29 protein-coding genes, 1 tRNA gene and 1 rRNA gene are annotated in these 26,505 nt (G+C 73.0%); 18 read left to right on the top strand and 13 right to left on the bottom strand.

What is annotated here, in order from left to right; translation table 11 throughout:
- Positions 1-141: 141 nt before the first annotated feature.
- From fbaA to C892_RS0124130, 8 genes are all read left to right on the top strand, one after another.
- Positions 142-1,164: a class II fructose-bisphosphate aldolase gene (gene fbaA, locus C892_RS0124165; protein WP_017559298.1), complete on the top strand. Its 1,023-nt coding sequence runs from the start codon at positions 142-144 to the stop codon at positions 1,162-1,164.
- A gap of 157 nt (positions 1,165-1,321) precedes the next feature.
- Positions 1,322-1,735 (top strand): DUF3151 domain-containing protein, encoded by a 414-nt coding sequence (locus C892_RS0124160; protein ID WP_017559297.1) that lies wholly within the window; start codon positions 1,322-1,324, stop codon positions 1,733-1,735.
- 178 nt (positions 1,736-1,913) lie between these two features.
- Entirely contained in the window at positions 1,914-3,197 is a 1,284-nt protein-coding gene (locus C892_RS0124155) for an adenylosuccinate synthase (RefSeq protein ID WP_017559296.1), read from the top strand.
- A gap of 53 nt (positions 3,198-3,250) precedes the next feature.
- Positions 3,251-4,513, top strand: a complete 1,263-nt coding sequence (gene purD / locus C892_RS0124150) for a phosphoribosylamine--glycine ligase (RefSeq protein WP_017559295.1) — start codon at positions 3,251-3,253, stop codon at positions 4,511-4,513.
- 45 nt (positions 4,514-4,558) lie between these two features.
- Positions 4,559-5,866, top strand: a complete 1,308-nt coding sequence (gene purB, locus C892_RS0124145; RefSeq protein WP_017559294.1) for an adenylosuccinate lyase — start codon at positions 4,559-4,561, stop codon at positions 5,864-5,866.
- Positions 5,863-6,771 (top strand): phosphoribosylaminoimidazolesuccinocarboxamide synthase, encoded by a 909-nt coding sequence (locus C892_RS0124140; protein ID WP_017559293.1) that lies wholly within the window; start codon positions 5,863-5,865, stop codon positions 6,769-6,771. Before purB ends, C892_RS0124140 begins: the two co-directional genes overlap by 4 nt.
- A 331-nt stretch (positions 6,772-7,102) precedes the next feature.
- Positions 7,103-8,404, top strand: coding sequence for a UDP-N-acetylglucosamine 1-carboxyvinyltransferase (gene murA / locus C892_RS0124135; protein WP_040685575.1), 1,302 nt, complete (start codon positions 7,103-7,105; stop codon positions 8,402-8,404).
- Positions 8,405-8,679: 275 nt separating this feature from the next.
- Positions 8,680-9,933: a hypothetical protein gene (locus C892_RS0124130; RefSeq protein ID WP_017559291.1), complete on the top strand. Its 1,254-nt coding sequence runs from the start codon at positions 8,680-8,682 to the stop codon at positions 9,931-9,933.
- A gap of 54 nt (positions 9,934-9,987) precedes the next feature.
- Here C892_RS0124130 and hisC read toward each other — a convergent pair whose 3' ends face one another.
- The gene (gene hisC / locus C892_RS0124125; protein ID WP_017559290.1) at positions 9,988-11,076 is read right to left on the bottom strand and encodes a histidinol-phosphate transaminase; all 1,089 of its coding nucleotides are present in this window, start codon (positions 11,074-11,076) and stop codon (positions 9,988-9,990) included.
- 110 nt (positions 11,077-11,186) lie between these two features.
- On the opposite strand from hisC, the gene C892_RS0124120 reads away from it, so the two are divergent.
- The gene (locus tag C892_RS0124120) at positions 11,187-11,900 is read left to right on the top strand and encodes a hypothetical protein (RefSeq protein ID WP_017559289.1); all 714 of its coding nucleotides are present in this window, start codon (positions 11,187-11,189) and stop codon (positions 11,898-11,900) included.
- A gap of 53 nt (positions 11,901-11,953) precedes the next feature.
- Positions 11,954-12,151: a hypothetical protein gene (locus C892_RS0124115; RefSeq protein ID WP_017559288.1), complete on the top strand. Its 198-nt coding sequence runs from the start codon at positions 11,954-11,956 to the stop codon at positions 12,149-12,151.
- Positions 12,152-12,243: 92 nt separating this feature from the next.
- Here the strand turns inward: C892_RS0124115 and C892_RS0124110 are convergent, their stop codons facing one another.
- Both C892_RS0124110 and C892_RS0124105 read right to left on the bottom strand, forming a co-directional pair.
- Entirely contained in the window at positions 12,244-13,278 is a 1,035-nt protein-coding gene (locus C892_RS0124110) for a MauE/DoxX family redox-associated membrane protein (protein WP_017541009.1), read from the bottom strand.
- Complete coding sequence (locus tag C892_RS0124105) at positions 13,275-14,228, bottom strand: hypothetical protein (RefSeq protein WP_017559287.1); 954 nt, start codon at positions 14,226-14,228, stop codon at positions 13,275-13,277. The genes C892_RS0124110 and C892_RS0124105 overlap by 4 nt, the downstream gene beginning before the upstream one ends.
- Positions 14,229-14,503: 275 nt before the next feature.
- Here C892_RS0124105 and C892_RS0124100 point away from each other — a divergent pair, with 275 nt between their 5' ends.
- Both C892_RS0124100 and C892_RS0124095 read left to right on the top strand, forming a co-directional pair.
- Positions 14,504-15,022: a SigE family RNA polymerase sigma factor gene (locus C892_RS0124100; RefSeq protein WP_017541011.1), complete on the top strand. Its 519-nt coding sequence runs from the start codon at positions 14,504-14,506 to the stop codon at positions 15,020-15,022.
- 125 nt (positions 15,023-15,147) lie between these two features.
- Positions 15,148-15,234 (top strand) — tRNA-Ser (locus tag C892_RS0124095).
- 118 nt (positions 15,235-15,352) lie between these two features.
- Here C892_RS0124095 and C892_RS0124090 read toward each other — a convergent pair.
- Positions 15,353-16,297, bottom strand: coding sequence for a saccharopine dehydrogenase family protein (locus C892_RS0124090; protein WP_017559286.1), 945 nt, complete (start codon positions 16,295-16,297; stop codon positions 15,353-15,355).
- A gap of 119 nt (positions 16,298-16,416) precedes the next feature.
- Here C892_RS0124090 and C892_RS0124085 point away from each other — a divergent pair, with 119 nt between their 5' ends.
- Positions 16,417-17,073, top strand: a complete 657-nt coding sequence (locus C892_RS0124085) for a TetR/AcrR family transcriptional regulator (protein WP_017559285.1) — start codon at positions 16,417-16,419, stop codon at positions 17,071-17,073.
- 92 nt (positions 17,074-17,165) lie between these two features.
- Entirely contained in the window at positions 17,166-17,441 is a 276-nt protein-coding gene (locus C892_RS0124080; RefSeq protein ID WP_017559284.1) for a hypothetical protein, read from the top strand.
- A gap of 426 nt (positions 17,442-17,867) precedes the next feature.
- On the opposite strand, the gene C892_RS31650 is transcribed toward C892_RS0124080, so the two are convergent.
- Positions 17,868-18,053, bottom strand: a complete 186-nt coding sequence (locus tag C892_RS31650; RefSeq protein ID WP_161632000.1) for a hypothetical protein — start codon at positions 18,051-18,053, stop codon at positions 17,868-17,870.
- A 356-nt stretch (positions 18,054-18,409) separates the two neighbouring features.
- Between C892_RS31650 and C892_RS0124070 the strand changes: the two genes are divergently transcribed.
- Positions 18,410-18,790: an ATP-binding cassette domain-containing protein gene (locus tag C892_RS0124070; RefSeq protein WP_026124594.1), complete on the top strand. Its 381-nt coding sequence runs from the start codon at positions 18,410-18,412 to the stop codon at positions 18,788-18,790.
- Here C892_RS0124070 and C892_RS32415 read toward each other — a convergent pair.
- From C892_RS32415 to C892_RS0124055, 3 genes are all read right to left on the bottom strand, one after another.
- Complete coding sequence (locus tag C892_RS32415; RefSeq protein WP_017559281.1) at positions 18,760-18,927, bottom strand: response regulator transcription factor; 168 nt, start codon at positions 18,925-18,927, stop codon at positions 18,760-18,762. The genes C892_RS0124070 and C892_RS32415 overlap by 31 nt on opposite strands.
- Positions 18,928-19,177: 250 nt before the next feature.
- The gene (locus C892_RS0124060; RefSeq protein WP_017559280.1) at positions 19,178-19,846 is read right to left on the bottom strand and encodes an MBL fold metallo-hydrolase; all 669 of its coding nucleotides are present in this window, start codon (positions 19,844-19,846) and stop codon (positions 19,178-19,180) included.
- Between the two features lie 10 nt (positions 19,847-19,856).
- A complete protein-coding gene (locus C892_RS0124055) occupies positions 19,857-20,816 on the bottom strand; it encodes an aldo/keto reductase (protein ID WP_017559279.1) in 960 nt (319 codons plus the stop codon).
- A gap of 225 nt (positions 20,817-21,041) precedes the next feature.
- Between C892_RS0124055 and C892_RS0124050 the strand changes: the two genes are divergently transcribed.
- Positions 21,042-21,509 carry a MarR family winged helix-turn-helix transcriptional regulator gene (locus C892_RS0124050; protein ID WP_017559278.1) on the top strand — a complete coding sequence of 156 codons (468 nt, stop codon included), beginning with the start codon at positions 21,042-21,044 and terminating at the stop codon, positions 21,507-21,509.
- 19 nt (positions 21,510-21,528) lie between these two features.
- Here C892_RS0124050 and C892_RS0124045 read toward each other — a convergent pair whose 3' ends face one another.
- From C892_RS0124045 to C892_RS0124035, 3 genes are all read right to left on the bottom strand, one after another.
- A complete protein-coding gene (locus C892_RS0124045) occupies positions 21,529-22,050 on the bottom strand; it encodes a Uma2 family endonuclease (RefSeq protein ID WP_275041835.1) in 522 nt (173 codons plus the stop codon).
- Between the two features lie 177 nt (positions 22,051-22,227).
- Entirely contained in the window at positions 22,228-22,512 is a 285-nt protein-coding gene (locus C892_RS0124040) for a hypothetical protein (protein WP_017559276.1), read from the bottom strand.
- A 114-nt stretch (positions 22,513-22,626) separates the two neighbouring features.
- Complete coding sequence (locus C892_RS0124035; protein ID WP_017559275.1) at positions 22,627-23,553, bottom strand: LysR family transcriptional regulator; 927 nt, start codon at positions 23,551-23,553, stop codon at positions 22,627-22,629.
- A gap of 73 nt (positions 23,554-23,626) precedes the next feature.
- Here C892_RS0124035 and C892_RS0124030 point away from each other — a divergent pair, with 73 nt between their 5' ends.
- Positions 23,627-24,565 (top strand): EamA family transporter, encoded by a 939-nt coding sequence (locus C892_RS0124030; RefSeq protein ID WP_017559274.1) that lies wholly within the window; start codon positions 23,627-23,629, stop codon positions 24,563-24,565.
- A gap of 20 nt (positions 24,566-24,585) precedes the next feature.
- Here C892_RS0124030 and rrf read toward each other — a convergent pair.
- A 5S ribosomal RNA gene (rrf, locus tag C892_RS0124025) occupies positions 24,586-24,704 on the bottom strand.
- Between the two features lie 266 nt (positions 24,705-24,970).
- Between rrf and C892_RS0124020 the strand changes: the two genes are divergently transcribed.
- Positions 24,971-25,792, top strand: coding sequence for a putative protein N(5)-glutamine methyltransferase (locus C892_RS0124020; RefSeq protein WP_017559273.1), 822 nt, complete (start codon positions 24,971-24,973; stop codon positions 25,790-25,792).
- 84 nt (positions 25,793-25,876) lie between these two features.
- On the opposite strand, the gene C892_RS0124015 is transcribed toward C892_RS0124020, so the two are convergent.
- Positions 25,877-26,329, bottom strand: a complete 453-nt coding sequence (locus tag C892_RS0124015) for a VOC family protein (RefSeq protein WP_017559272.1) — start codon at positions 26,327-26,329, stop codon at positions 25,877-25,879.
- Between the last annotated feature and the right edge of the window lie 176 nt (positions 26,330-26,505).

The following is a 26,505-nucleotide window of genomic DNA, read 5'->3' as shown; positions in this document are numbered from 1 at the left end:
CCGGCCTCTGACCTGCTCATTCCGTACATTTGGTCTAGACCTTTCCGCGGACTCCCCGGGTTCGCGATACTGGGGCCCGACCCCCCGTGCTACAGGGGGCATCGCAACCGGATCACTCCAGGCCAACCAGGGAGTCACACCATGCCTATCGCGACCCCGGAGATCTACACGGAGATGCTGGGCCGCGCGAAGTCCCAGGGCTTCGCTTACCCGGCGATCAACGTGACCTCCAGCCAGACCCTGCACGCCGCCCTGCGCGGCTTCGCCGAGGCGGAGAGCGACGGCATCGTGCAGATCTCCACCGGGGGAGCCGAGTTCCTCTCCGGTGCGACCGTCAAGGACATGGTCACCGGTTCCGTGGCCTTCGCCGAGTACGCCCGCGTGGTCGCCGACAAGTACCCGGTGAACATCGCCCTGCACACCGACCACTGCCCCAAGGACAAGCTCGACGCGTTCGTCCGCCCGCTGCTGAAGCTCTCCGAGGAGCGGGTGGCCAAGGGGCAGCAGCCGCTGTTCCAGTCCCACATGTGGGACGGCTCGGCCGTGCCGCTGGAGGAGAACCTCCAGATCGCCGAGGAGCTGCTGGCCGCTTCCAACGCCGCCCGCACGATCCTGGAGATCGAGGTCGGCGTCGTCGGCGGCGAAGAGGACGGCATCGTCGGCGAGATCAACGAGAAGCTCTACACCACGCCTGAGGACGCCCTGCGCACCGCCGAGGCCCTGGGCCTGGGCGACCGGGGCTACTACATGACCGCGCTCACCTTCGGCAACGTGCACGGGGTCTATAAGCCCGGCCACGTCAAGCTGCGCCCGGAGGTCCTCAAGGAGGCCCAGGACGCGGTGGGTGAGAAGTACGGCCGGACCAAGCCGTTCGACTTCGTCTTCCACGGCGGGTCCGGGTCGACCCTTGAGGAGATCCACGCCGCCATCGACTACGGCGTGGTGAAGATGAACATCGACACCGACACCCAGTACGCCTTCACCCGCCCCATCGCCGACCACATGCTGCGCAACTACGACGGCGTGCTCAAGGTCGACGACGAGGTCGGCAACAAGAAGCAGTACGACCCGCGCTCCTACGGCAAGGCGGCCGAGGCCGGCATGGCCGAGCGCGTGGTCGACGCCTGCCGCCAGCTGAAGTCCGCCGGTCAGAAGATGAACTAATCTGCCCGTGGGAGCGCGCCCCGTGCGGGCGCGCCCCCTGGGCCGGCCCCCACTTCCCAGCGGATTCGGGGGCCGCCGCGCGCCCGGCCGCCTGACATCCATGGGCGGACGCGTCGGCCGGGCGCGCACCCCCGTCCCCCGCTGGCAGGATGGGGCCATGGACCTGCATGCGAATCTCCTCGGGGAGCCGCCGGCCACCCGCCTGCCCGACCAGACCGAGCCGCGCGAGGCGCTGGCCGCGGGGAGCGCCCCCTCCGAGGTCGCCGCCCGCCACCCCTCGCACTCCGCCGCCTGGGCCGCGCTGGCCGAGCGCGCCCTGGAGGCCGGCGACCCGGTCACCGCCTACGCCTACGCCCGCACCGGCTACCACCGCGGCCTGGACCAGCTGCGCCGCGCCGGCTGGAAGGGCCACGGCCCGGTCCCGTGGGACCACGAGCCCAACCGCGGCTTCCTGCGCGCCCTGAACGCGCTGGCCCGCGCCGCCGGGGAGATCGGGGAGAGCGAGGAGGAGGAGCGCTGCTCCACCTTCCTGCGGGAGAGCAGCCCCGAGGCCGCCGACGCGCTGTCCTGAGCGCCGGCGCCCCGCGCCGCCCCGTCCCGACCGGCGCTGACCGGGCATTCCGCGCTTAACGCGCGGGGCGTGGTCGTGTACGCTCTAGACGCAAGGGCCCCTGTCGCTGTCTTGCGCCAGGGGCTTACCCATGTCCGGGCACCGGTCACGGTCCGAACGATTGAAGGGGTAGACCCGCATGCCGGCGATCACGCTCGTTGGGGCCCAGTGGGGCGACGAGGGCAAGGGCAAGGCCACCGACCTGGTGGGCGACCGCGTCGACTACGTGGTCCGCTACCAGGGGGGCAACAACGCCGGGCACACCGTCGTCATCGGCGACCAGAAGTACGCCCTGCACCTGCTGCCCTCGGGCATCCTCTCGCCCGACGTCGTACCGGTCATCGCCAACGGCGTCGTCATCGACCCGGCGGTGCTCTTCGAGGAGCTGGGCGGCCTCCAGGAGCGCGGCGTGGACACCTCGCGCCTGCTGATCTCGGCGAACGCGCACCTGATCATGCCCTACCACCGCGAGCTGGACAAGGTCAGCGAGCGCTTCCTGGGCAAGGGGCGGATCGGCACCACCGGACGCGGCATCGGCCCGACCTACGCCGACAAGATCTCCCGCCAGGGCGTGCGCGTGCAGGACATGTTCGACGCCAAGATCCTGCGCAAGAAGGTCGAGCTGGCGCTCAACGACAAGAACCAGGTGCTCACCAAGGTCTTCAACCGCCGCGGCCTGGACCCCGAGCGCGTCATCGACGAGTACCTGGGCTACGCCGAGCGGCTGCGCCCGCACGTCACCGACACCTCCCTGGTGCTCAACAAGGCGCTGGACGCGGGCGAGAACGTGTACCTGGAGGGCTCCCAGGGCACCCTGCTCGACATCGACCACGGCACCTACCCGTTCGTGACCTCCTCCTCGCCGACCTCCGGCGGGGCCTGCATCGGCGCGGGCATCGGCCCCACCCGCATCACCAAGGTGGTGGGCATCCTCAAGGCCTACACCACCCGTGTGGGATCGGGGCCCTTCCCCACCGAGCTGCACGACGAGTGGGGCGAGTGGCTGCGCACCCAGGGCCACGAGTTCGGCGTCACCACCGGGCGCAACCGGCGCTGCGGCTGGTTCGACGCCCCCATCGCCCGCTACGCCACCCGCGTCAACGGCATCACCGACTTCTTCCTGACCAAGCTGGACGTGCTCACCGGCCTGGACCGGATCCCGGTCTGCGTCGGCTACGACGTCGACGGGGTCCGCCACGACGAGATCCCGATGACCCAGACCGAGTTCCACCACGCGGTGCCGGTCTATGAGCACCTCGAGGGCTGGAGCGAGGACATCACCGGCGCGCGATCCTTCGGCGAACTTCCCAAGCCCGCCCAGGACTACGTGCGTACCCTGGAGGAGATGGCCGGGGCGCCGATCTCGGCCATCGGCGTCGGTCCCGGGCGCGACCAGACCCTGGAGCTGCGCTCCCTGGTCTGACCCCGGCCCGCACGCCTCCCCTCGATCCCCACGACACACAAAGGGTCCGTTACGTGAAAGCCCTGGTACTCGGCGGCGGAGGCCGCGAGCACGCCCTCGTCCGAGCCCTGTCCCTCGACCCGGGTGTCACCGAGCTGCACTGCGCTCCCGGCAACCCGGGCACCTCGGCCCTGGCCGACAACCACGTGATCAACACGGTGGACGGCCTGGCCGTGACCGAGCTGGCCGCCCGCATCCGGGCCGAGCTCGTGGTCATCGGCCCGGAGGCGCCCCTGGTGGCCGGGGTCGCCGACGCGCTGCGCGACCGGGGCATCCCGGTCTTCGGGCCCGACCGAGAGGCCGCCCGGATCGAGGGGTCCAAGGCCTTCGCCAAGGAGGTCATGCAGGCCGCCGGGGTGCCCACCGCCCGGGCCCGGGTCTGCCGCACCCCGGCGCAGGTCGCCGAGGCCCTGGACGCCTTCGGCCCGCCGTACGTGGTCAAGGACGACGGCCTGGCCGCCGGCAAGGGCGTGGTGGTCACCGAGGACCGCGCCGCCGCCGAGCGGCACGCCCGCGAGTGCGGCCGGGTCGTGGTCGAGGAGTTCCTGGACGGGCCCGAGGTGTCGCTGTTCGTGCTCAGCGACGGGGTGCACGCCGTGCCGCTGCCCGCCGCCCAGGACTTCAAGCGGGCCCACGACGGCGGCACCGGCCCCAACACCGGCGGCATGGGCGCCTACGCCCCGCTGGGCTGGGCGCCGGACGGGCTCGCCGAGGAGGTCATGACCTCGGTCGTGGGCCCCACGATCCGGGAGATGGCCAAGCGCGGCCACCGCTACCAGGGGCTTCTCTACGTCGGGCTGGCGCTGACCTCCGAGGGGCCCAAGGTGGTGGAGTTCAACGCCCGCTTCGGCGACCCCGAGGCCCAGGTGGTGCTCGACCGCCTCGCCACCCCGGTGGGCACGCTGCTGCAGGCCGCCGACACCGGCGGCCTGGGCGGCATCACGTCCCTGGAGTGGCGCAACGGCGCCGCGGTCACCGTGGTCCTGGCCTCCGAGGGCTACCCCGGCTCGCCCGCCAAGGGCGACGCCATCGGCGGCCTCGACGAGGCGGACGCGGTGGAGGGCGCCTACGTCCTGCACGCCGGGACCGCCTGGGGCCCCGACCGCGGCGTCGTCTCCAACGGCGGCCGGGTCCTGAGCGTGGTCGGCACCGGCGAGACCCTGGCCGCCGCGCGCGAGCGCGCCTACACGGCGGTCTCCAAGGTCGAGCTGCGCGGCTCGTTCTACCGCTCGGACATCGCCGAGGAGGCCGCCGCCCACGAGGCGAAGGGCTCCTGAACCCCTGCGCGCGCCCGAGCCGGTGAGTCCTGCGAAAATGTAGGCGTGATCGAGCGCTACACCCTTCCGGAAATCGGGCGCGTCTTCAGCGACGCCCACAAGTACGAGCTCTGGTGCCGGGTCGAGACCCTGGTGATGGAGGCCCACGCCGAGGCGGGGACCATCCCGGCCGACGCGGTCGAACCGGTGCGCCAGGCGCCGCCGCCCACCCCGGAGCGGGTGGCCGAGATCGAGGCGGTCACCCAGCACGACGTCATCGCGTTCCTGACCGCCTGGGCCGACAACACCGAGCCCCGCGAGGCCGCCAAGTGGGTCCACTTCGGCATGACCTCCTCGGACCTGCTCGACACCGCGCTGGCCGCCCAGCTGGTCGAGGCCACCGACATCCTGCTGGCCAAGGCCGACACGCTGGTGGCGGCGCTGCGCGACCACGCCCTGGAGCACCGCGGCACCCTGCGCGTGGGCCGCACCCACGGCATCCACGGCGAGCCGGACGTGTGGGGCCACCGGGTGGCCGACTTCGCCTTCGGCATGGCCCGCTCCCGCGACCGGCTGCGCCGCGCGCGCGAGGCGGTCGGGGTGATGGCCATCTCGGGCCCGGTGGGCACCTACTCCAACATCGACCCCGAGGTCGAGGCCTACGTCGCCGAGAAGCTGGGCCTGCGTCCGGCCGACGTGTCCACCCAGGTGGTGCTGCGCGACGGCATCTCCGAGTGGGTGTCCTGCCTGGCGGTCATGGCGACCGTCTGCGAGGCGGTCGCCCTAGAGGTCCGGCACGGCCAGCGCACCGAGGTGCGGGAGCTGTGGGAGCCCTTCGGCAAGGGCCAGAAGGGCTCCAGCGCCATGCCGCACAAGAAGAACCCGATCATGTCGGAGCGCATCTGCGGGATGGCGCGCAACGTGCGCGCGCAGATCGTCCCCGTCATGGAGGGCATCCCGCTCTGGCACGAGCGCGACATCTCGCACTCCTCCACCGAGCGCATCAGCCTCCCCGACGCCGCGATCGCCACCGACTACCTGCTCAACCTGACCACCCGGCTGGTCACCGGGCTGGTCGTGGACACCGACCGGATGCTGGCCAACCTGGACTCCACGCACGGGCTGATCTACTCCTCCACCGTGGTCTCGGAGCTGATCGAGACCGGGCTCTCCCGCGAGGACGTCTACGCCGTCGTGCAGTCCGCGGCCATGCGCACCTGGGACAGCGGCGCGCCGTTCCGGCAGACCCTGCGCGAGGAGGCCGGCTCCCGCGGCATCGCCCTGGACGAGGCCCGCCTGGACGAGGTCTGCCGCCCCGAGCGCTTCACGCGGCGCCTGGCCGGCGTGTTCGAGCGGCTGGAGAAGCTGGCGTGAGCGGCTTCACCGTGCGCCCCGTGCCGGCCGAGGTCCCGGGGCTGACGCACCTGCACACCGGCAAGGTGCGCGACCTGTACGCCACCGGCTCCGGCGACCTGGTGATGGTGGCCAGCGACCGGGTGTCGGCCTACGACTGGGTGCTGCCCACCGAGGTCCCCGACAAGGGGCGGCTGCTGACCGCGCTGTCGCTGTGGTGGTTCGAGCGGCTGGCCGACATCGCGCCCGCGCACGTCGTCTCGGACACGCCCCCGCCGGGCGCGCCGGCCGACTGGGCGGGCCGCACCCTGGTCTGCCGCCGCCTGGACATGGTCCCGGTGGAGTGCGTGGCCCGCGGCTACCTGACCGGGTCGGGCCTGGCCGAGTACCGGGCCGGCGGGGCCGTCTGCGGCGTGCCGCTGCCCGACGGGCTGGTGGACGGGTCCCGCCTGGAGGAGCCGGTCTTCACCCCGGCCACCAAGGCCGAGGTGGGCGAGCACGACGAGAACGTCTCCTTCGAGCAGGTCGCGGCCCGGCACGGCGCCGAGCTCGCCGGGGAGCTGCGCACCCTGACCCTGGCGCTGTACCGCCGGGGGCGGGAGCTGGCCGAGGAGCGCGGCATCCTGCTCGCCGACACCAAGTTCGAGTTCGGCCGGGACTCCGGGGGGTCGCTGGTGCTGGCCGACGAGGTCTTCACCCCCGACTCCTCCCGGTTCTGGCCGGCCGAGGAGTGGGAGCCGGGGCGCCCCCAGCCCTCGTTCGACAAGCAGATCATCCGCGACTGGCTGACCTCCCCGGCCTCGGGCTGGGACCGCGCCTCGGAGGAGCCGCCCCCGCCGCTGCCCGAGGAGGTCGTCGCCCGCACGCGCGACCGCTACCTGGAGGTCTACGAGCGCCTCACCGGCGCGCCGGCGCCGGTCGGCTGACCGCCCCGCCCGCGCGCGACACGCCGACTGCCGGTGCCGGGCCCGTGATCCCGGCCACGATGGCACCGGCAGCCGCGCGGAGCGCTTACAGTGGAAGCCGTCCTTTTGCCGGGGCGCGGCCGCCGGTTGCCGGGGCGGGTCCGCCGGCGCCCACGCATGGGACGTTCACACAACCGCCGGCACGGCAGCCCGTGCGATCCCTCCGACCTGCACCGCGTTAGCCGCTTCGGGATCGCGGCCATACGGCAGGAACGAGCCGGGAAAAGAACGCGTCTCACGAGGTAGGCGCGACGAAGTCGAGATCTTTCACATCCGCCTCACGAAGGAGCACATGAGCATGGGCCAGGAGGTTCGCTACCGCGTCCGCGGCGGCCGTCCCCTCAACGGGACGGCGTTCATCCAGGGCGCGAAGAACGCCGTGCTGCCGATGATCGGCGCCGCCCTGCTCGCGAGCAAGGGACGCACCGTGCTGCGCAACGTCCCGAGCATCGAGGACGTCCACCGGGCCTTGGAGCTGGCCGAGCACGTGGGCGCCAAGGTCGAGTTCCACGAGGCCGAGCGCACGGTGGTCATCGACGCCTCCCGCCTGAACGACCCCGAGCGCGCCGTCCTGCCGGCCGACATCGCCGCCCGCTTCCGCGGCTCGGTGCTGTTCGTGCCCGCCCTCATGCACCGCATGGGGCGCGCCCGCATCGAGGGCGTCGGCGGCTGCAACCTGGGCAGCCGCAAACTCGACTTCCACTACCGCGGATTCGCCCGCCTGGGCGCCGAGGTGGTCGAGGACGAAGAGCGCAACCACATCAACATCACCTCGCCCTTCCTGCGCGGCGGCCACCTGTACCTGGACACCCCCTCGCACACCGGCACCGAGAACCTCATCATGGCCGCCGTGCTCGCCCGCGGGACGACGGTCATCGAGCACGCCGCGCTGGAGCCCGAGGTCATCGACGTCATCGAGTTCCTGCGCGCCATGGGCGCCAAGATCAGCGGCGGCGGCACCGGGTTCATCACCGTGGAGGGCGTCGAGGAGCTCACCGCGGTCGAGCACACCATCATGAGCGACCGCATCGACGCCGGCGTGTTCGCCATGGCGACCGCGGCCGCCGGCGGCGAGGTCAGCCTGGTCGGCGCCAACCTGGAGCACCTGGGCGTGGCCCGCTGGAAGCTGGACCAGATGGGCGTGGAGTTCGCCCAGCAGGGCGCGGTGCTGCACGTGCGCCGCGACCCCTCGGTGCCGCTGCGCCCGATCAACGCCGTCACCTCGCCCTACCCGGGCTTCGCCACCGACCTGCAGTCCCCGCTGATGGCGCTGGCCACCCTCGCCGAGGGCGAGAGCTACCTGCACGAGAACATCTACGACGGCCGCTTCGCGCTGGCCGACGAGCTGAACAAGATGGGCGCCAAGATCGAGGTCGAGGGCACCCGCGCGATCGTGCACGGCCCCACCGAGCTGCGCGGCACCGAGGTGGTCGCGCACGACCTGCGCACCGGCGCCTCGCTGGTGGTGGCCGGCCTGGTCGCCGATGGCGACACCCTGGTGGCGCCGGGCTACCTGGTGGACCGGGGACACGCCCAGTTCGCGTCGCGGCTGGCCGCTTTGGGCGCCGACGTCGTCCGCGAGAACGCGGGCTGACGCCGCATCACCGCAGTTCAGGCCGGGGTGGGGGACGCGCGGCAGCGGCGCTCCCGCCTCGGCTTTCGGTCTTCTGCGTGAAACGATCATCATTGGCCCCGCACAATGGGTACGATCGCGGCAATCATGCCGTGACAGAAACAGGTTCGGGAACCAGTGGGCGCACATAGTGAAGAACGTGGAATGGTAGCGGGGAGCAGCCCGAGGTGAGTGCGCAGCGTACTGGCGATTTGACTATTGGTGTCATCGGCCCGCATGAGGTCGTCGAGCGCGTCATGCTGATGGGCCCGGGGTCGACGGGACCCCTCAACGCCAGACTCATCGCCGCCGCCTATCGAGACGAGCAAGAGGCCACCGACAAGGTCCTGCGCCTTGGGTCGGCGATCGACGCGTATCTGTTCGCCAGTCCCGTCCCCTACGAGTTCGCGCGCAAGGCGGGGGTGCTGACGATGCCCGCCACCTACGTGCCGCTCGGCGGGGCGAGCCTGCACGAGGCCCTGCTGCGGGCCACCCTGGACGAGAGATACGACCCCACCAGGGCGAGCCTGGACGTGCTCAGCCGGGCCGACGTCGTCGAGGCCTACTCCGAGGTGGACCTGCCCGTCGACGGCATCCACGTCCACGAGGAGCTCACCAGCACCGCCCAGCTGACCTCCTTCCACGAGGGGCTGTGGCGGCGCAAGGCCACCCGCATGGCCATCACCTGCGTACGGGGGGTGGCCGAGCGCCTGGAGGCCATCGGCGTGCCCGTGATGCGCCTGCGCCCGACCAACGCGGGGGTGCGCAGCGCCCTGCAGACCGCCGGTCTGCTCGGCGCCCACCACCGGCTGGAGGAGGCGCAGCTGGGGGTGGTGATCGTGGACGTGCCCACGCTGCGCGACTCCACCCGCCGCTCCACGCCCCGCTACTGGCGCGACGAGCTCCGCCTGGCCCTGCACCGGCTGCTGCTGCAGGAGGCCCACCGGATCAACGCCACCGCCCACCCGGTGGACGACCACACCTTCATGGTCACCGCCACCCGCGGCTCGCTGGTCTCGGCCACAGAGGGGTTCCGCCAGCCGCCCTTCGTGGAGCGGATCAAGGCCGAGCTGGGCATCGCCATCGAGGTCGGCATCGGCATGGGGCGCACCACCCAGGACGCCGAGACGCACGCGCGCGCGGCACTGAGCCGGGCGCAGGCGACACGGCAGAGCTTCGCGGTGGACCGGGAGGGCCGCTCACTGGTCCCCGCACAGCGGGCGCCCCAGCGGCAGCAGACGCCCGAGCCGCTGCGCACCAAGGGGCGCGAGACCCTGATGCGGCTGTCGGAGCGGATCGCCGAGGAGGACGGCCCGCTGGTAGTCGACGCCGAGAACGCCGGCCGGATGCTGGGGGTCACCCCGCGCACCGCCCGGCGGCTGCTGCGCACCCTGGTCGAGGAGGGGCTGGCCTGGCCCCTGCCGCCGAACCGGACACTGCAGCCCGGCCGCCCGCGCCAGCTGTACCGGCTCATCATCGAAAAGCTCGACAAGGACAAGGCCGGCAAGTAGACGGACCGGCGCGAAGGGCCCCGCGGTGCGGGGCCCTTCGCCGTTCGCGGCGCATCAGCCGGTGTTGCGGCGCCCGAAGGCGTGCGCGGCGGCCAGGAAGGCGTCGTTCTCCTCGGGGGCGCCGATGCTGATCCGCGCGCCCTCGCCGGTGAAGGGGCGGACCGCGACCCCCTCGGCGGCGCACGCCTCGGCGAAGGCGTCGGTGTCGGAGCCCAGGCGCAGCCACACGAAGTTGGCCTCCGTCGGCGGGACCCGCCAGCCGTCGGCGAGCAGCGCGTCCCGGACCCGGGTGCGCTCCTTGACGGTGCGCTCCACCCGCTCGGCCAGCTCGTCCTCGGCGGCCAGCGACGCGGTGGCGGCGGCCTGGGCCAGGTGGTTCACGGCGAAGGGAACCAGCGTCTTGCGCACGGCGGAGGCCACGTGCGGGTGGCCGATCAGGAAGCCCACGCGCAGCGCGGCCAGGCCGTAGGCCTTGGAGAAGGTGCGCAGCACCGCCACGTTGGGGCGGTCCCGGTACAGCTCCAGGCCGTCGGGGACGCGGGGGTCGCGCACGTACTCGCGATAGGCCTCGTCCAGGACCACCAGCACGTGCTCGGGCACGCGGTCGAGGAAGGAGGCCAGCTCCTCCTCGTGCACCACGGTGCCGGTGGGGTTGTTCGGGTTGCACACCAGCACCATGCGGGTGCGGTCGGTGATCGCCCCGAGCATGGCCTCCAGGTCGTGCGCCTCGCCGTCGAGCGGCACGGTCACCGCCTCGGCCCCGGACAGCGCGGTCAGCAGCGGGTAGGCCTCGAACGAGCGCCAGGCGTACAGCACCTCGGCCCCCGGCTCGGTGACCGCCTGCAGCAGCTGCTGGAGCACCCCGACCGAGCCGGCGCCGGTGGCCACGTGGTCGGCGGGCACCCCGAAGCGCCGGGCCAGGGCCTCGGTGAGCCCGGTGACACCGGCGTCCGGGTAGCGGTTGGCCTGCGCGGCGGCCGCGGTGATCGCGGAGACGACCGAGGGCAGCGGATCGTAGGGGTTCTCATTGGACGAGAGCTTGAAGGAGCGCCCGTCGGGCCCCTCCACCCTGCGCCCGGGGCGGTAGCCGGGGATCCCGTCGAGGACAGCCCGGAAATATGGCGAATTCCGCTCCGACACCATTGTCCTTCCTCGATACTCTGTGCAAGGTCCACGCTACCCAGTGCGAGAATCAGCCGCCGGGAAGGGCGTGGACCTCAGCGGCAATATCGCACAGAACAGGAAAAGGCACCATGGAGCACCCCCGAGCAGCGCGCACGGCGGCGGCCGCGGTCCCCGCCGCGGCGGTCCTGGTCACGGCGCTCGCCGCCTGCGGGGGCGGCGGACCGGACACGGCCCAGGACGGCCCCGGCTCCGAGGCCGCCGAGAAGCTGGGCCAGGCGCAGCTGGTCCAGTACGAGGACGCCAAGGTGGTCCCCGAGGCCGGGGAGAGCGGCATCTACGGCGAACTGGCCGGGGTGGAGCGCACCGAGAAGCTGCGCTCCTCCACCGAGCTGGACAAGCCCGAGTGCGCGGACGCCGCCAACTCCTGGGGCAGCCTGCCGGAGGTCCAGGAGGCCCCGGCGTCGGTCGCGGTCTTCGCGCGCGGGGACGACACGGTCTCGCACACGATCCTGGCGGTGCCCGAGAGCGTCGCCGAGAAGGCCCTGGAGACCGTGGCCCCGGAGCAGGACTGCACCGCCTACGAGGCGACCCTGGAGGACGGTTCGACGTCCTCCTACACCATGTCGGAGCTGGACATCGGGAAGGTGGGGGACGCCTCGCGGGCGTTCGCGGTCAAGACCGAGACCGGGGGCGAGACGGTGTGGATGCACAGCGTCGTCTACCGGCACGGCGACCACCTGGCGGCGGCCACCGTGCTGGGGCCGGACAGCAAGGGGGACCACGAGGAACTGCTGTCGGGGTTCGCCGCGTCGTCGGTGGAACGAGAGGAGAAGGTCCTGTAGGATTCCCATTATATCGAACAGGTGTTCGAGTACGGGTAAGGGGGCGGGGAACGATGTCGAGGGCAGCGCACGACCTGGAACGTCGAACGCACCGGCGCACGGCCGGTTCCCCCCGCCCCTCCCCGCACCGCCCCGGTCCCCCTTCCGGCGACCGCCACCTGCTGCGCCGCGTCGACTGGGGCGCCCGGTCCGCGGCCGACTTCTACCGCTCACTCGAAGAGGCCCTGGACACCCCGGCCCCGTTCCCGTGAAGAACCGCGTTGATCTCGGGGAAGTCGGCCTTGTACCGGCCGGTACAAGGCCGACTTCCCCGAGATCAACGACACGGTGTCCGCCCGGCGGTTCAGGTCGGGCGGACCGGGCCCGCCCCGGATTCGGCGTTCGCCCCGGAAGGCCGGCCGTCGGCCCCCTCCTCGCCGGCACGGCCGTCCGGATCCTTTTTCCCGGCTCCGCCGTGCCGGGCCCGGGGCACCCGAGGCCCGTCGACCACCCGGGCGCCGGTGGGCACCACGGTTCCCGTCGCCTGCGGCGCCCCGCCCTGGGTGCGCGGCAGCGGAGCGCCGCCCTCCGCCGCCACCTCGCCGAGTACGGCCAGCGTCACGCCCGTCTCGGCGTCGCTCACCGCCGCCCGGACCCGGGGGCGGCGCCCGCGCACCTCCACCGCGAACACCGCGTCCACCGGGCGGCCGTTGCGGTGCCCGGAGAAGCGCAGCAGCCGCCAGCAGCCGTGCCGCCACACGTCGACCGGCCCGCGCCCCTCCACCACCACCTGGTTGGCCCGCCAGACGTCGCTCGTGTGCAGCCGGGCCAGGGTGCGGCGCACCGGGACCGGGCGCAGCGCGCAGGGCTCGCGGCCCAGGACGCGCAGCGCCGCCTCCCGCAGCTCCGGGGACAGTGCCACGAGCACCCCCAGCTCGACCGCGCCCAGCGCCGCCTGCGTGCCCGTCAGCCCCAGCAGCACCTGGAGTCCGCCGCCGCCCGCCACCGCCGCACCGGAGGCCGCCGCGGCCAGCACGGCCGCCCGGGCGATGGTCCGCCACCCCACCGGCTCGGTGCTCAGACCGCCGAAGCAGCCGCAGCCCATCTGCGGGTCGCGCCGGCGCACCACCGCCAGCAGCACCGCCGCGCCCCCGAAGAGCACGGCGGCCGCCCAGCCCGCGGCGGTTCCCGCCGTCCCGGCGGTCAGCAGCAGCACCGCCCCCAGGACCGCCTCCAGCAGCGCGGTGGCGGCGGACGCGGGGCGCTGCAGAGCGCCGGGCAGAAGTCGGACCGGCCCGCCGGCGCCCGATCGGTCGGCGGCCTTGGCCGCGGCGCCCAGGAGCAGCAGCAGGGCGACGACCGGCGGCTGGATCCGGATCAGCTCTTCGACCAGGGTCATCCCGCCTCCATCGTCGCGGCGAAGCAGCCGGCCTCCGGTCGCCCGCCGAGGGCGACGAAGGCAGGCAGGGTCAGTTCGGCCAGGCGGCCGCTCGTGTCACCGGTGCCGTCCCGGCAGCGGTCGCAGAACCGGCTCGCCGCGGAGGCGCAGTTCAGCACCGGGAACACCCCGGCCACGCCGGTGTCGTCGTTGCGCACCCCCACCGTCGCCCCCAGGGACAGCAGCGGGAGCGGCAGGCAGGGGTCGGACCGGTCGCAGTCCGGACCGCAGTCGGATCCCGGGTCAAGGGCGGGATAGGCGGCCCCGGGCGCGTGTGCGCGCGGGTCGGTGTGCGCCGCGCGGCCGTAGGCCGGGTCGTACCAGGAGACGATGCCCGACAGCGCGCGCGGGACGCGGCGCACCGGCGGGCGCCGGGGAGCGCGGGAGACCGGATGGGGCGGCTGGGTGGTGGCGGGGACGGTGGTCTGCACGGTCCCGCCCTCGCGCACGCCCACGGCGTCGAACAGGTATCCCGGCTCGAGGACCGGGTGGCGCACCGACATGCGCCCTGAGGAGCGGTAGGGGATCACCGCGGTGGCCGGAGGGCGGCCGTGGCCGGGGTCGACCACCACCGTGTCCCCGTCGGCGGACACGATGGTCCCGGTGATGCGGCCGAGCTGCGCCCACAGGCGGTCGACCACCCAGCGGCCGCCCCCGCCGCAGCGGACCAGTACGTCGTCGCCCACGCGGATCTCCTGGGGGCCGACGTCGCGGCCGCGCCAGAAAGCGGTCGTGCGCTCGAACAGGAAGCGCTCCTCCCCTTTGGGCGTGGCGACGGTGAGCATGTGCGCGGTGACGTGCAGGGCGACGCCCCGCACCACCTGGGGCGACGGATCGCTCGGCGGCGGCGCCGCCTCGTCCCCCAGCAGCGCGGCGGTGAACTTCCGCCGCTCCTGGACATCTACTGACATCGCCCCTCCTCGCCCCGAGTGCCCGCGGCGCCCGTTTCCATTCTCACCGCCGGACCCGCGACGACGTGTCCGACACGCGCGGCCCATGAGCGCTCACTCACCGCTCCCGTCACCCGAACCCCAGCGTGGCAGGCGATCCCGCACCACGGAGGCGATCCGGTTTGCCAGATCATGGCGCCCGGGTTTGCTGCGGATTGCCCCGACCGTGGAAAAGTGGTGATCAAGGCGGAGATGTGACACAACGCACGCAAGCGGACGAATGGGCCGGTGATCCTATGGCCGAGACGGCGCGGCGAACGAGGTACGAGGAGTTCACCGCCTACGTCACCGACCGGGGGCCGGCGCTGCTGCGGATGGCCCGCTCGCTCACACCGGGGCACGCGGACGCCGAGGACCTGCTGCAGGCCGCCCTGCTGAAGACGTTCTTCGCCTGGGACCGGATCTCCAGCCCGAAGGCCCGCGACGGGTACGTGCGGCGGGCGATGGTGAACACGCAGATCTCGGAGTGGCGGCGGAACCGGCTGGAGGTGTACCCCACCGACGAGATCCCCGAGCAGCGGGTGGACGACCCGACCGACCACTCTGACCTGGCGGCGACGGTGAGCAGGGCGATCGACCGGCTCCCCGAGCGCCAGCGGCAGGTCGTGCGGCTGCGCTACTACGAGGACCTCACCGAGGCGCAGATCGCCGAACGGCTGGGGGTGACGATCGGCACGGTGAAGAGCACGGTGTCGAGGGCCGTCCGGAAGCTGCGGGAGGACGCGGACCTGACGATCGCCCGAGCCACAACGTGATCCCGGCCCCAGAAGCAGGGCTCCCCGAGAGGCGCCCCGGGAGACCTGAGGCTCGGGTCTGTGACCACCCCGGACCGATTCGTTTTGCACGTGCGTCATGGGAGTCTGTAGTCTTGATCCGCCGAGGAGGATTCGCCTAGAGGCCTAGGGCGCCGCACTGCTAATGCGGTTGGGGAGCAATCCCCTCATGGGTTCAAATCCCATATCCTCCGCAGGTCAGAAGGGGCCCCGCACACAGTGCGGGGCCCCTTCTTCGTGTCGGGCCTCAGTTGGGGTCGCAGTTCGGGTTGCCGTTCACACCCCCTCTCACCTGCCCTGAGGCGGTTCCGGTCACGGGACGGCGCGCACCACGTCGATCCCCGGCAGGGCGGCGGCGTCGGCCAGGGTGAGGACGTGGTGCAGGTGGTGCACCCCCGGTTCCAGGTCCACGGCGGCCTCGGCGGCGAGCGCGGCGACCGACGCCGTCCCGCGCGACTGGCCCCGGCCTAAGGCGTGAACGGAGCCGTGCTCCGCCTGGGCCGAAAGGATCCACGCATCGGAGCCCGGGAGGTGCAGCCCCGCCGGGACCCGGGGACGCAGCCCGGCGGGGAGCCGGGTGAGGGCGGCGAGCGCGGCGGTCGCCGCCCGCGAGTCGAGCCCGAACCGGGTGCGCACCGGCACCCCGAGGTCGCGGCCGAGGGTGTGCTGGTCGGAGAAGTCCGCCCGGTAGAGGCGGCGGCGCCCCGCCCCGGGGAGCCGGAAGGTCTTCGGCCCGGTGAAGTTGCGGACCGGGGTTCCTGAGACCGGGTCGGGGAAGTCCGCGCCGATCAGACCGAACGACCACTCCTGGGCCGCCTTCCCGTGCTCCTCTCCGGCGCCGAGCAGCACGGCGAGGTCGATGGGCGTCGGCCCCGGGGCCGACGCCGCGAGGTCGGCGGCGAGCAGGTTGGTGAGTCCCGGGGCCAGGCCGACGCTGAGCAGGACCGGTGCCGCCGGACCGAGCCGCTCGGCCTCGGCGATGTAGGACGAGGTGGCGGTGGCGTCGACGAACGCCGCCCCCTGCCCGGTCGCCGCGGTGATCAACGCGGGGTCCTCCGCGCCCGCGGCGTTCACGACCACGTCGGCCCCGGCGAGAGCCTCGCGGTAGCCGCCCAGGCCGCTCTCGCGCAGATCGACGCGCACGTCGGCGCGGGCGGCGTCGCGCCCGGCGGCGAGCGCCGTATGGCCGCGCTCGCGAAGGAGCCGGACCGCCGGGGCGCCCACCGCGCCGTACCCGCCGAGGACCAGGGCCTTCATCCTCTGCCCCGGTCGGTGTCGGCGGGAACCGCCACGGCGCGCGGGGGCATGGACGCCACCCGAAGAGTTTTTGTAGTCATACTCCAAAAATGTATGTGGAGTGGAGCTATAGTCAAGTCATGAGTCCGAGTCCGCCACAAGGCACCGGGGACGGGCGCACGGCCCGCTCCCGGGCCACGCGCGCCCGGGTCGCCAGGGCCGCCGCCGACCTGTTCATCGAGTCCGGTTACACGTCGACGAGCGTCCAGGCCATCGCCGACCGCGCAGGGGTGGCCGCACAGACCGTCTACTACACGTTCACGACCAAGTCGGCGGTACTCACCGCCGCCCTCGACCTCGCGGTCGCCGGCGACGATGAACCGGTGCCCACACTCGACCGGCCGTGGGTGCGCGACGCGCTGGCCGCCGACCCGCTCGACCAGCTCGGCCGACAGGCCGACGGGGCCGCCGACGTCCTCGCCCGGGCCGCCCCCCTGCTGGAGGCGGTCCGCAGTGCGGCCTCCTCCGACCCGGACCTGCGCGCGGTATGGCGCACCAACACCGAGCAGCGGCTCACGGTGCAGCGGGTCTTCGCCGACGCCCTGGCCGACAAGGGCGCCCTCCGCCCGGACCTCACCCCGGAGAGGGCGGCCGACACGGCACTGGCCCTGCTCAGCCCCGAGGTGTACACCCTGCTGACCCGCGACCGCGGATGGACGCCGCGGCAGTGGCGCGACTGGGCCGCCGACGCGCTCCGCCGCGAGCTCACCGACCTTCCCGCGCCCGGCGGGCGGTAGCGCGGGCGACGCGGTGGAAGAACACTCCCGATGAAGAGTCCCTCATCTGCGTTTCATTCCGTCGGCGTCCGCGGCGGAGATGATCGGGGGCCATGAGACCCCTGTACCGCAACCTGCTCATCGGAGTGCTGGCGGTGATCGTCCTCGGCACCGCCGCGGTGGCGTGGGCGACCGGGCGCGGGGAGCCCGAGCGGAGTCCGGCGCGTGACGTCACCGTCGGCGAGTCCTACGACCCGTCGGACCATCCCCCGCCCTCCCCTTCGCCCAGCGCCGGTGCCACCGACGACGGTGATGATGACGACGGCGACGACGAGATCCTCGCCCCGCCGCCGGCCGTCACCGACGACGATGACGATGATGACGACTGACAGTGCCCTCCCCTCGGACGCCGCGGGCGAGAGCGGCGGCGCAGACGGGGAGCCGGGGCCCGCGCGGGAACCGGACGGACGGCTCCGCGGCCGCGTGCCCGCCCGGGCGCAGATCACCGCCTGGGTGGTCCTGCTCAAGACCGCCACCCTGGCCATGGTCAACATCGTCACCTGGCAGGCCCTGCGCACCGAGGTCGATGAGCGCATCGACCGGGCCCTGGAACAGGAGACCAGCGAGTTCCCCGAGGTCGCCCGGGACGGCGCCGACCCCGCGACCGGGCGGCGCTTCTCCGACGTCGACGCGCTGTTCCGCTCGCACGTGGGCGGCCAGCACCCGGACGCCCACGAGATCATCTTCGGCCACGTCGACGACTCCCCCGGGGCGACCGTCCCCACCGGCTGGGTCCGCCAGGGGCAGGAGCCGCTCTACGACGCCTCCGCCGACGGGCCGGTGCGCCGGGCCATCCTCGACAGCCCCGACGGACGGGGCGTCGTCGACACCCCGAAGGGACCGCTGCGCTGGGAGAAGGTCCGGGTGAACCCGCTGGACGGCGCCGCCCCGGCCAACCCCGGCGGCTGGTTCGTCATCGGCTGCTTCGTCGACGCCGACATGGCCGGCATCGTCTTCGGCGAGCGGGTGCTGGCCGAGAGGCTGGGCCAGTCGTGGGTGGCCGACGTGCGCGAGGCCCTGTTCCGCCGAGCCACCGACGCGCCCGCCCGCCGGCCCGGCCGGGGCCGCTCCACCGGCGGCGCGTCGCTGCGCATGATGGGCGACCTCGGCGCGCTGCGCCGGTGGGCCGGGCTGGGCCTGGCTCGGCTCGCCGTCGCGGTGCCGCCGGATTCGGGGCGGGCCCTGTTGGACGGGGGCGATGTGAACGCGTCCCGGGCGTCCTCGGTGCGCCGGGCGGTCGGCGTGGTCGGGCCGGACCTGCCGCTGCTGCGGGGCACGGTCGGGTCCAACGTGCGCTATGCCGACCCGCGTGTGTGTGGGGGGCGCGCGTTTCCGCGAGGCGGTCGGCGCCGGGGGCCTCGACCCGCTGATCGCCGAGCCGCCGCTGGGCCTGCAGACCCCGGTGCGGGAGAACGGCGGCGGCCTGTCGGCGGGCCAGCGCGTGGCCCTGGCCCGCGCCCTGCTGAACCGCCCCCGCGTGCTCCTGCTGGACGAGGCCGACGCCCATCTGGACGCCGAGGCGGCCGAGGTGATCGACACGGTGATCGCCGACTTCCCTGGGACGGTCGTGGTCGTCACCCACCGCCCCGAGCGGCTGGCCGCCGCCGACACGGTCTGGCGCCTGAGCGGAGGACTGCTGCGCACGGATCAGCGGTCCAGCCCGGTCCGGTGCGCGTAGGCCGCCGCCTCGGCGCGGTTCCGCAGGCCGGTCTTGGCGAACGCGTTGTTCACCTGCGTCTTCACCGTCGATTCCGCGATGAACAGGGCCCGGCCGATCTCGGCATTGCTCAGCCCGCGGGCGATGAGGCCGATCACTTCGGCCCCGCGGCGGCCGCCCGGACCGCCGTCGCGATGCCGTCCCTCCCGGTGTCCTTCGTCAGGTAGCCGTGGGCCCCCGCCCGCAGGGCCGGCGCGTTGGAGTCGTCATCGTCTTAGGTGGTCAGCACCGGCACCGCGACGCCGCGCAATGCTGGTCCTCGGGCTCCGGGACCGGGACCCGCGAAAGGTGGAGTTCGGGGTGGAGCCCGGGTGGAGGGCTCAGTGCGGAGGGCCCGGCGCGGAGGGCTCAGTGCGGGCGGAGGAAAGGGTGGATCCCGCGCTCCTCACCCAGGGTGGCGGTGTCGCCGTGGCCGGGGAGGGTCCGGGTCGTGTCGGGCAGGCCCGCGCAGTGCCGGGCCAGGGCCGCGCGGAGCCGGTCGGCCGCCTCGGGCGAGCCCCATGTCAGCCCCAGCTCGCCCTTGAGCAGGGCGTCCCCCGTGAACAGCACCCGTTCGTCGGACGCGGTTCCGGTGACGTGGACGAGCACGGAGCCCGGCGTGTGCTCGCCGGTGTGCAGTGTCTCGACGGTCAGGCCGACCAGTCGGAGGAGGTTCCGCTCGCCGTGCAGTTCCTTCAGGTCGGCGGGCTCGGTTGCGGGGTGCCCGTCGAACAGGTGCTGCGGGACGTCGTCGGGGAGGCCGCGCGCCGGGGCACCGACCATGAACCGGTCCGCGGCGTGCACGTACACCGGTGTCCCGAAGTGCTCCGAGAACGGGACGGCGTCCCAGGTGTGGTCCATGTGCCCGTGGGTGAGCAGGACGGCCTCCGGTTCGAGCCGGTGCCGCGCGATGAGGTCCGTCAGGCCGTCGAACGCGTCCTGCCCCGGGTCGATGACGATGCCGCGCTGTCCGTCGCCCTCGGCCGCGATGTAGGTGTTGGTCTCGAATCCCCCGGCGGGGAAACCGGTGATCAGCATGGTCTGCCCCTCAGTAGCGCGTACCGACCGGGGCCGGCACCTCGTCCAGGACGGCCAGGTGCTCTTCGGACAGCACCACATCGGCCGCCGCCGCGTTGTCCCTCAGGTACCGGGGCGTCTTCGTCCCAGGGATGGCGACGACCTGAGGCCCTTGGGCCAGCACCCAGGCCAGCGCGACCTGCGCCCCGGTCGTTCCCAGGTCGGCGGCGACGTTCCGGACGCGGTCGACGATGCTCTGGTTGGCGGCGATCGCCTCGGCCTGGAAGCGCGGTGTGCGGTGCCTGCCGTCCACCTCGGGGAGGTCGGACGGCGAGGTGATCCCTCCGGTCAGGAACCCCCGTCCCAGGGGCGAATAGGCGATGAAGGTGATCCCCTCTCGTGTGCAGTGGTCGAGGACCCCGTCGGCCAGCGCCTCCCGGCTCCAGAGGGAGAGCTCCGTCTGGACGCTGGAGACGGGGTGGATCGCATGGGCGGCACGGATCTGCTCCACGCTCGCCTCGGACAGCCCGATCGCGCCGACCTTCCCCTCCGCGACCATCTCGGCGAGCGTGCCCCAGCTCTCCTCCAGGGGGACCTCCGGGTCGACACGGTGCAGCTGGTAAAGGTCCACGTGGTCGACGCCCAGGCGTCCGAGACTGCCCTCCAGGGCGGACCGGAGGTGCTCGGGACGGCCGTTCCGGTGGCTGGCGAACGTGGCCGGGTCGTCGACGACGAGTCCTCCCTTGGTCGCCAGGTAGGCGCGCTCGCGGTGGCCGCGCAGCGCCCGCCCGACGAGCTCCTCGTTGGTGAACGGACCGTACTGGTCCGAGGTGTCGACCAGGTCGACGCCGAGGTCGAGGGCCTCGCGGACGACCCGGACCGACACGGCGTCGTCCCGGCCGAGTTCGTCGTACCCCCACGACATGCCCATGCAGCCCAGCCCGATGGCGCCGACCCGCCTGCCCGTCGTACCGATCTCCCGTTCGATCACGGCCCTGTTCCTCTCGTCGCCTTCCGCGCCGTCTGCGCCTGCTGCGCCCGGCGCGGGGGTCCGCGGACGTCCGCGGTGGACCGACAGCGTAACAGAGGTCTGTTTCATGACAGAACTCTGTTTCAGTGGAGCCACGACGCCGCACCGCGCTCCGCAGAGGAGGCGGAGCAGGGATAATCGGTGGTCGCCCCAGCACCGGAGCGGCGGCGGAGAGGTGGCAGAGCAATGGTGAAGGAGACCCCGGCCGGGGACGGGCCGACGAGCGACGTGGGCGCCGGGCGGCTCGGACAGACGATCAAGCGGGCCGAACAGGCGCTGATCAACCGCAAGTCCCGCGTTCTCAAGGAGTTCGGACTGACGGTCCCCCAGTACGCCGTGCTCCTGGTCCTCTCCGCCTCCGAGGGGATGTCGGCCGCGCAACTCGCCCGGGAGTGCATGGTCACCCCGCAGACGATGGCCACGGTGCTGACCAACCTGCACCGGTCCGGACACATCGAGCGGAGCCCGTCGGCCCTGCACCAGAAGATCACGGTCAACCGGATCTCGGAGTGCGGCCGCGCCTTGCTGACCCGCGCCGACCAGGCGGCCCTCGCCGTGGAGGGCGCCCTGTCGGCCGAGTTCAGCACGAGCGAGCTCCAGGCGTTCGAGTCCTACCTGGAGCGCGCCGTCGCGACGCTCACGGCCGGCGACTGACGCGTGAAGGCGGCCCGGTTCAGGAGCTGTAGAGCGGGAGGACCCCGGTGTCGATCGGGGAAGGCAGCGGGGCCGGCAGTTCCACGGGTTCTCCGTACGCGCCGTGCACCTGGCCGCGGTACTCCCCGTCCCTGGGGCGGGTGTGCAGGGCCCAGACTCCGGTACGAAGATCCAGGACGAGCAGCACGGCGACGCCCGCGCGCGCGTACCAGCCGTTCTTGTCCGTGATGTCCTTGGCCTTCTCGGACTTGGAGACCACTTCGACGGCCAAGGCGACGTCACCGGGGTCGGCCAGCCAGGAGTCGTCCTCATCCCAGTCGACGGGGAGGATCGTCAGATCGGGCGTCGCATGGTCGCCGTCATCCTCGCCCGCCGACAGTGCGATCGATGTCACCCCGTAGGGAGCGAGATCCGCCGGTGGGCGAGACTCGATCTGGACACGCAGGCGACGGACCGTTGCGGCGTGCTTACCTCGGATCAGAGGGTGCGCCACGAACCCGCCTCCGACGATCTCGACCTGTAACCCGTTAGCGCGCTCGATGTCCTCGGCGACCCGACGCAGACCTCCAGGAGGAGGATGCCTCCCGGGAACGGCAATGCGCGCTCGCCGTCTCCCCGACAGTCGCTCACGACCGTACCGGGTCCGGCTCAGGCAGGACGGGGACTTCCCGCGCCCCCTACCCCGGTGTCGGGCCGCCGCCCCTGAAGCAGAGACCGGTCAGAGGCCGAGGCGCATGCCGATCGCAGCGATCAGCAGGAGGCCGAAGTCGAGCAGGAAGAACCCCGCCCCCAGCCAGAACCCCCACAGGGCCAGAGCGCGCCCCCGCAGCCCTCGTGTGTGGGTGAGGCGCAGTGCGACGGCCCCGGTGATCGTCGCGGCGGCCGGGATCGCCGTGAAGAGCCCGAAGGCGGGCGTCGCCAGCGCACCGATGATTCCCAATACGAAGGCGGTGACGGCCGAGGCCGACATCTGTGGCGGGTGCCCCGCATAGGTGTGCGACATGGAGGCCTTTCCAGGGACGAGCCGGTCGGAACGGAAGCGGGGAACCCCAGGGGCCGGGGCGTTCCGAGCGTATCGGGAAACGGACATTTCCCGCCTGCCGCCACCTACTCCCGCTTACGACCACGCCGTCTCGGACCCGCCCGACGTGAGCCGTCCGGCCCCGGTCCGGATCGCCTCCAGGAATGCGCGCACCGGAGGATCGTCCGCCCCCTCGCGCCAGACGGCGGTGATGTCGCGGTGCAGCCCCTGCTCCACGGGGACGAACCGCACCCCCGGCGTCTCCGGGTACCGCGCCGTCTCCGGCACCAGGGCGACCGCGAGACCCGAACGCACCAGCTCCAACTGGGTCGGCATCTCGGTCAGCGTGTAAGGGATCCGGGGATCGAAGCCGGAAGCGCGCGCCACCTGCACCAGACTCTCGTAGGGCTCCGTCCCCGTCGGACAGCTCGCCCACGACTCGTCGGCCAGCTCCTCCAAGCGCACCCGGGCGCGCTCGGCCAGCGGGTGCCGACCCGCCAGGGCCACGCGGACCTCTTCCCGCACCAGGCGCTCGACCGCCGCACCCGCCGGAAGCGCGAGCGGCCGCGGCGACCAGCTCTCGACCACCACCAGGTCCAGCTCGCCGCGCATCAACCGGGGCAGGAGGGCCACCGCCTCCCCGTCGCCCACCGACGGCTCCACGCGCGGATGTCCGGCGAGCAGCGCGGCCAGGGCCGGTGGTACCAGCGTGCGCAGCGCCGTGCCGACCCCGCCCAGCCGCAGCGGCCCCAGGACCTCCTCCCCCAGGTCGTCGAGGTCGGCCCTGGCCTGCTCCAGCTGCGCCCCCACGCGCGCCGCATGGCCCGCCAGCACGCGCCCCGCCTGGGTCAGGCGGACGGTGCGCCCATCCGGTTCCAGAAGGGGTCGGCCCGCCTCCCGCTCCAGCCGCGCCAGCTGCTGGGACACCCCCGAGGGGGTGACGTGCAGGACGCGCGCGGCGGCGGCGATGGACCCGTGCTCGGCCACCGCGGCCAGGGCCCGGAGGCGGTCGGTACTGAACACATGAGCGATGCTACCGAGTCATCGGCACAGATCATCGCTTTTGTTTCACGGTCAGCACGGCGAGAGTGGAGGCATGCTCCTCCGCCTCACCGGTCGCCGCGCCGCCCCCTTGCCACTCGCCCTCTCCGGGGCGGCCTGCACCTCGCTGTCGGCGCCGATGGTCAAGGTGTCCGGCGCCGACGCCGGGACCGCCGCCTTCCTCCGCTGCGTCCTCGCCCTGCCGCCGCTGGCGCTGCTCGCCGCCGCCGAACTCCGCCGCGCCGGCCCCCGCCCCCGTCGGCTGGTGCTCACCGACGCGGCCGCCGGACTGCTCCTCGGCGCCGACTTCGTGCTGTGGGCCGCGAGCATCGAGCTGGTCGGCGCGGGTGTGGCCACCGTGCTGCTCAACGTCCAGGTCGCCGTCTTCCCCCTGCTCAGCCGCGTCACCAGCGGTGAGCGCACACCTCCCGGCTTCTGGCCCGCGGCCGCCGCGATCCTCGCCGGGCTGGCGCTCGCCTCCGGTGCGCTCACGCCCGCCGGGAGCGGCGGCGACGCCGTCCTCGGCCTGCTGCTCGGCGCAGGCGCCGGCACCGCCTACGCCGGATACCTGTTCCTCTCCCGGCTGGGCGGGGGCCGGGGCCACACCGCGACCCCGGTGCTCACCTCGACCGCCGCGGCCGCGCTGTCCGCGGCCGCCGTCGGCGGGCTGTCGACCGGCCTGCACCCCGGCGCGCTCGACGCGCACGGGTGGGCGTGGATGTCGGCGGTGGCGCTCTTCGGACAGGTCCTGACATGGATCCTGGTCGGCGCGGCCCTGCCCCGCCTGGCCCCCGGTGTCGGCGCCGCCGTCATGGTGCTTCCGCCGGTGATGGCGCTCGGGGCCGGCGCCGCCTTCCTCGGCGAGCGCCCGTCCCCGCTCCAGCTCGCCGGATGCGCGGTGGTGGTCGCCGCGGTGTGGGCGGTCGAGCGCGCCGGGAAGAAGGGCGCCAAGGGCGGGAAGAAGGGGGACACAACGAAAGAGGGGACCCACTAGGGTCCCCTCTTCGAAAGAATGTCCGGCGGCAACCTACTCTCCCACCCCACACCATGGAGGCAGTACCATCGGCGAGAAGAGGCTTAACGACCGGGTTCGGAATGGGACCGGGTGTTTCCCTCTACCTATGACCGCCGAAACTCTAGACCGCCACCCCCGAAGGGGCGCGGAAGCCTTTGTTTCGAACGGGTCCAGCATAGCACCGCTCGTGCGGTGCACCAACTCGTGTCCACGAACACATGCCGCCTGAGCTGCTGGTAGCCTCGGCGGGCATCGATCGGACCCGACCGGAGGAGGTGAGCCCCGTACTCGCAATGCACGCCCGGGCGCTCGTCTCCGACCGGCACGGCGGACGGCCGTTCCGGCCTGCCTAGGAGAGCGCCCCCGCTCCCCGGAAGGCCGTTCATGACCCCACCCTTCCCCACCGCCGCCGTCACCGACGCGACGCGGCGGCTCCGCACCGCGGGCTGCGTCTTCGCCGACGACGAGGCCCGCCTCCTCGCCGAAGCCGCGGAGGACCCCTCCGAACTCTCCCGCCTGGTCGACCGCCGCTCCGACGGCCTCCCCCTCGAGCACCTGCTCGGCTGGGCCGCCTTCGGCGACCTGCGCATCGCCGTCGGCCCCGGAGTGTTCGTCCCCCGCCCGCGCTCGATGTTCCTCGTGAAACGTGCCGCCGCACGCGCCCCCGCCGCCCGCCCCGCGGTCGTTCTGGACCTGTGCTGCGGCGCCGGCGGAATCGGGGCCGCGCTGGCCTCCCTGCTCCCCGGGGCCGAGCTGCACGCCGCCGACTCCGACGCCGCCGCGGTCGGCTACGCGCACCGCAACATCGCCCCCTTCGGGGGAAGAGCACATGTGGGCGACCTGTACACGGCCCTGCCCGCAGACCTCCGGGGACGGGTGGACCTCCTGGTCGTCAACGCGCCGTACGTCCCGTCCGGCGAGATCGACCTGCTCCCCTCCGAAGCACGCCTCTACGAGCCCCGGGCCTCGCTCGACGGGGGATCCGACGGAGTGGACGTCCAGCGCCGCGTCGCCCGAGGGGCCCCCGACTGGCTCGCCCCGGGAGGACACCTCCTGATCGAGACCAGTGCACGACAGGCGGCCGCAACGACGGCCGCCGTGACCGGGTCCGGACTGTCCGCCACCGTGGAGTCGTGCGAGGACTGGGACAGCACCGTCATCACGGGCACCGCCCCGGACGGGCGGCGGATCACCACATCGACCTGAGAGGGCCGTCTCCGACCATGTGCACCAGGCTCGACGCCGGATCCGTTCGCCCGGCGTCGACCCTGGCCTCCGCGGACTCCGCCGTTACTGAACGCAGAACTCGTTGCCTTCGGGGTCCGCCATCGTCACGTGGACGCCCTCCGCCTCCTCGACGCGGGCCAGGATCGTGGCCCCCAGGGCTTCAAGACGGGAGACCTCGGCCTCACGCCTCTCCGGCCCGACGGTCAGGTCCATGTGCAGACGGTTCTTCACTCGCTTGCCCTCAGGCACCTTGAGGAAGAGGATCCTGTGCTTCGCCTCCCCGCGCTCTTTCGCGTCCTCGGGGTGGCGGATCCCCGTCCCCTTATCGAAGACACGCCGGCCGTTGCGGACCGTGTAATCCGCCTCGGTGATGTAGCCCTGCTCTACGAGGCCGGCGATGAAGGCGTCGTGGTCCTCCACCTCGTATCCGAGGGCCGCCGCCCAGAAGTCCGCCTGCGCGTGGGGGTCACCGCTGTCGACGGTGAGCTGCCAGTTGATCGCCGGTGTCGCTGCCATGGTTCGCCTCCCTCGAACGGGACGGGTCACCGTCCCTGCGGACACGCTATAACCGACCGGCCACATTTTCACATATTCACAAGCAAGGGCAAAAAAAGAGAGGGCCCCGCAACCAGCGGGACCCCCTCGAAAAAAATGCGGCGGCAACCTACTCTCCCACCCCACACCATGGAGGC

Origin of the sequence: Nocardiopsis baichengensis YIM 90130 (genome assembly GCF_000341205.1) — a bacterium.
Classification (GTDB): Bacteria; Actinomycetota; Actinomycetes; order Streptosporangiales; family Streptosporangiaceae; genus Nocardiopsis_A; species Nocardiopsis_A halophila.
This window is presented reverse-complemented; position numbering and strand designations above follow the sequence as displayed.

Excerpts from the sequence above, each read along its gene's own strand:
- fbaA (WP_017559298.1), top strand. The coding sequence starts at position 142 with ATGCCTATCGCGACCCCGGAGATCTACACGGAGATGCTGGGCCGCGCG.
- C892_RS0124160 (WP_017559297.1), top strand. The coding sequence starts at position 1,322 with ATGGACCTGCATGCGAATCTCCTCGGGGAGCCGCCGGCCACCCGCCTG.
- C892_RS0124155 (WP_017559296.1), top strand. The coding sequence starts at position 1,914 with ATGCCGGCGATCACGCTCGTTGGGGCCCAGTGGGGCGACGAGGGCAAG.
- murA (WP_040685575.1), top strand. The coding sequence starts at position 7,103 with ATGAGCATGGGCCAGGAGGTTCGCTACCGCGTCCGCGGCGGCCGTCCC.
- C892_RS0124130 (WP_017559291.1), top strand. The coding sequence starts at position 8,680 with ATGCTGATGGGCCCGGGGTCGACGGGACCCCTCAACGCCAGACTCATC.
- hisC (WP_017559290.1), bottom strand. The coding sequence starts at position 11,076 with ATGGTGTCGGAGCGGAATTCGCCATATTTCCGGGCTGTCCTCGACGGG.
- C892_RS0124120 (WP_017559289.1), top strand. The coding sequence starts at position 11,187 with ATGGAGCACCCCCGAGCAGCGCGCACGGCGGCGGCCGCGGTCCCCGCC.
- C892_RS0124115 (WP_017559288.1), top strand. The coding sequence starts at position 11,954 with ATGTCGAGGGCAGCGCACGACCTGGAACGTCGAACGCACCGGCGCACG.
- C892_RS0124110 (WP_017541009.1), bottom strand. The coding sequence starts at position 13,278 with ATGACCCTGGTCGAAGAGCTGATCCGGATCCAGCCGCCGGTCGTCGCC.
- C892_RS0124105 (WP_017559287.1), bottom strand. The coding sequence starts at position 14,228 with ATGTCAGTAGATGTCCAGGAGCGGCGGAAGTTCACCGCCGCGCTGCTG.
- C892_RS0124100 (WP_017541011.1), top strand. The coding sequence starts at position 14,504 with ATGGCCGAGACGGCGCGGCGAACGAGGTACGAGGAGTTCACCGCCTAC.
- C892_RS0124090 (WP_017559286.1), bottom strand. The coding sequence starts at position 16,297 with ATGAAGGCCCTGGTCCTCGGCGGGTACGGCGCGGTGGGCGCCCCGGCG.
- C892_RS0124085 (WP_017559285.1), top strand. The coding sequence starts at position 16,417 with ATGAGTCCGAGTCCGCCACAAGGCACCGGGGACGGGCGCACGGCCCGC.
- C892_RS0124080 (WP_017559284.1), top strand. The coding sequence starts at position 17,166 with ATGAGACCCCTGTACCGCAACCTGCTCATCGGAGTGCTGGCGGTGATC.
- C892_RS31650 (WP_161632000.1), bottom strand. The coding sequence starts at position 18,053 with ATGTCGGCGTCGACGAAGCAGCCGATGACGAACCAGCCGCCGGGGTTG.
- C892_RS0124070 (WP_026124594.1), top strand. The coding sequence starts at position 18,410 with ATGCCGACCCGCGTGTGTGTGGGGGGCGCGCGTTTCCGCGAGGCGGTC.
- C892_RS0124060 (WP_017559280.1), bottom strand. The coding sequence starts at position 19,846 with ATGCTGATCACCGGTTTCCCCGCCGGGGGATTCGAGACCAACACCTAC.
- C892_RS0124050 (WP_017559278.1), top strand. The coding sequence starts at position 21,042 with ATGGTGAAGGAGACCCCGGCCGGGGACGGGCCGACGAGCGACGTGGGC.
- C892_RS0124040 (WP_017559276.1), bottom strand. The coding sequence starts at position 22,512 with ATGTCGCACACCTATGCGGGGCACCCGCCACAGATGTCGGCCTCGGCC.
- C892_RS0124030 (WP_017559274.1), top strand. The coding sequence starts at position 23,627 with ATGCTCCTCCGCCTCACCGGTCGCCGCGCCGCCCCCTTGCCACTCGCC.
- C892_RS0124020 (WP_017559273.1), top strand. The coding sequence starts at position 24,971 with ATGACCCCACCCTTCCCCACCGCCGCCGTCACCGACGCGACGCGGCGG.
- C892_RS0124015 (WP_017559272.1), bottom strand. The coding sequence starts at position 26,329 with ATGGCAGCGACACCGGCGATCAACTGGCAGCTCACCGTCGACAGCGGT.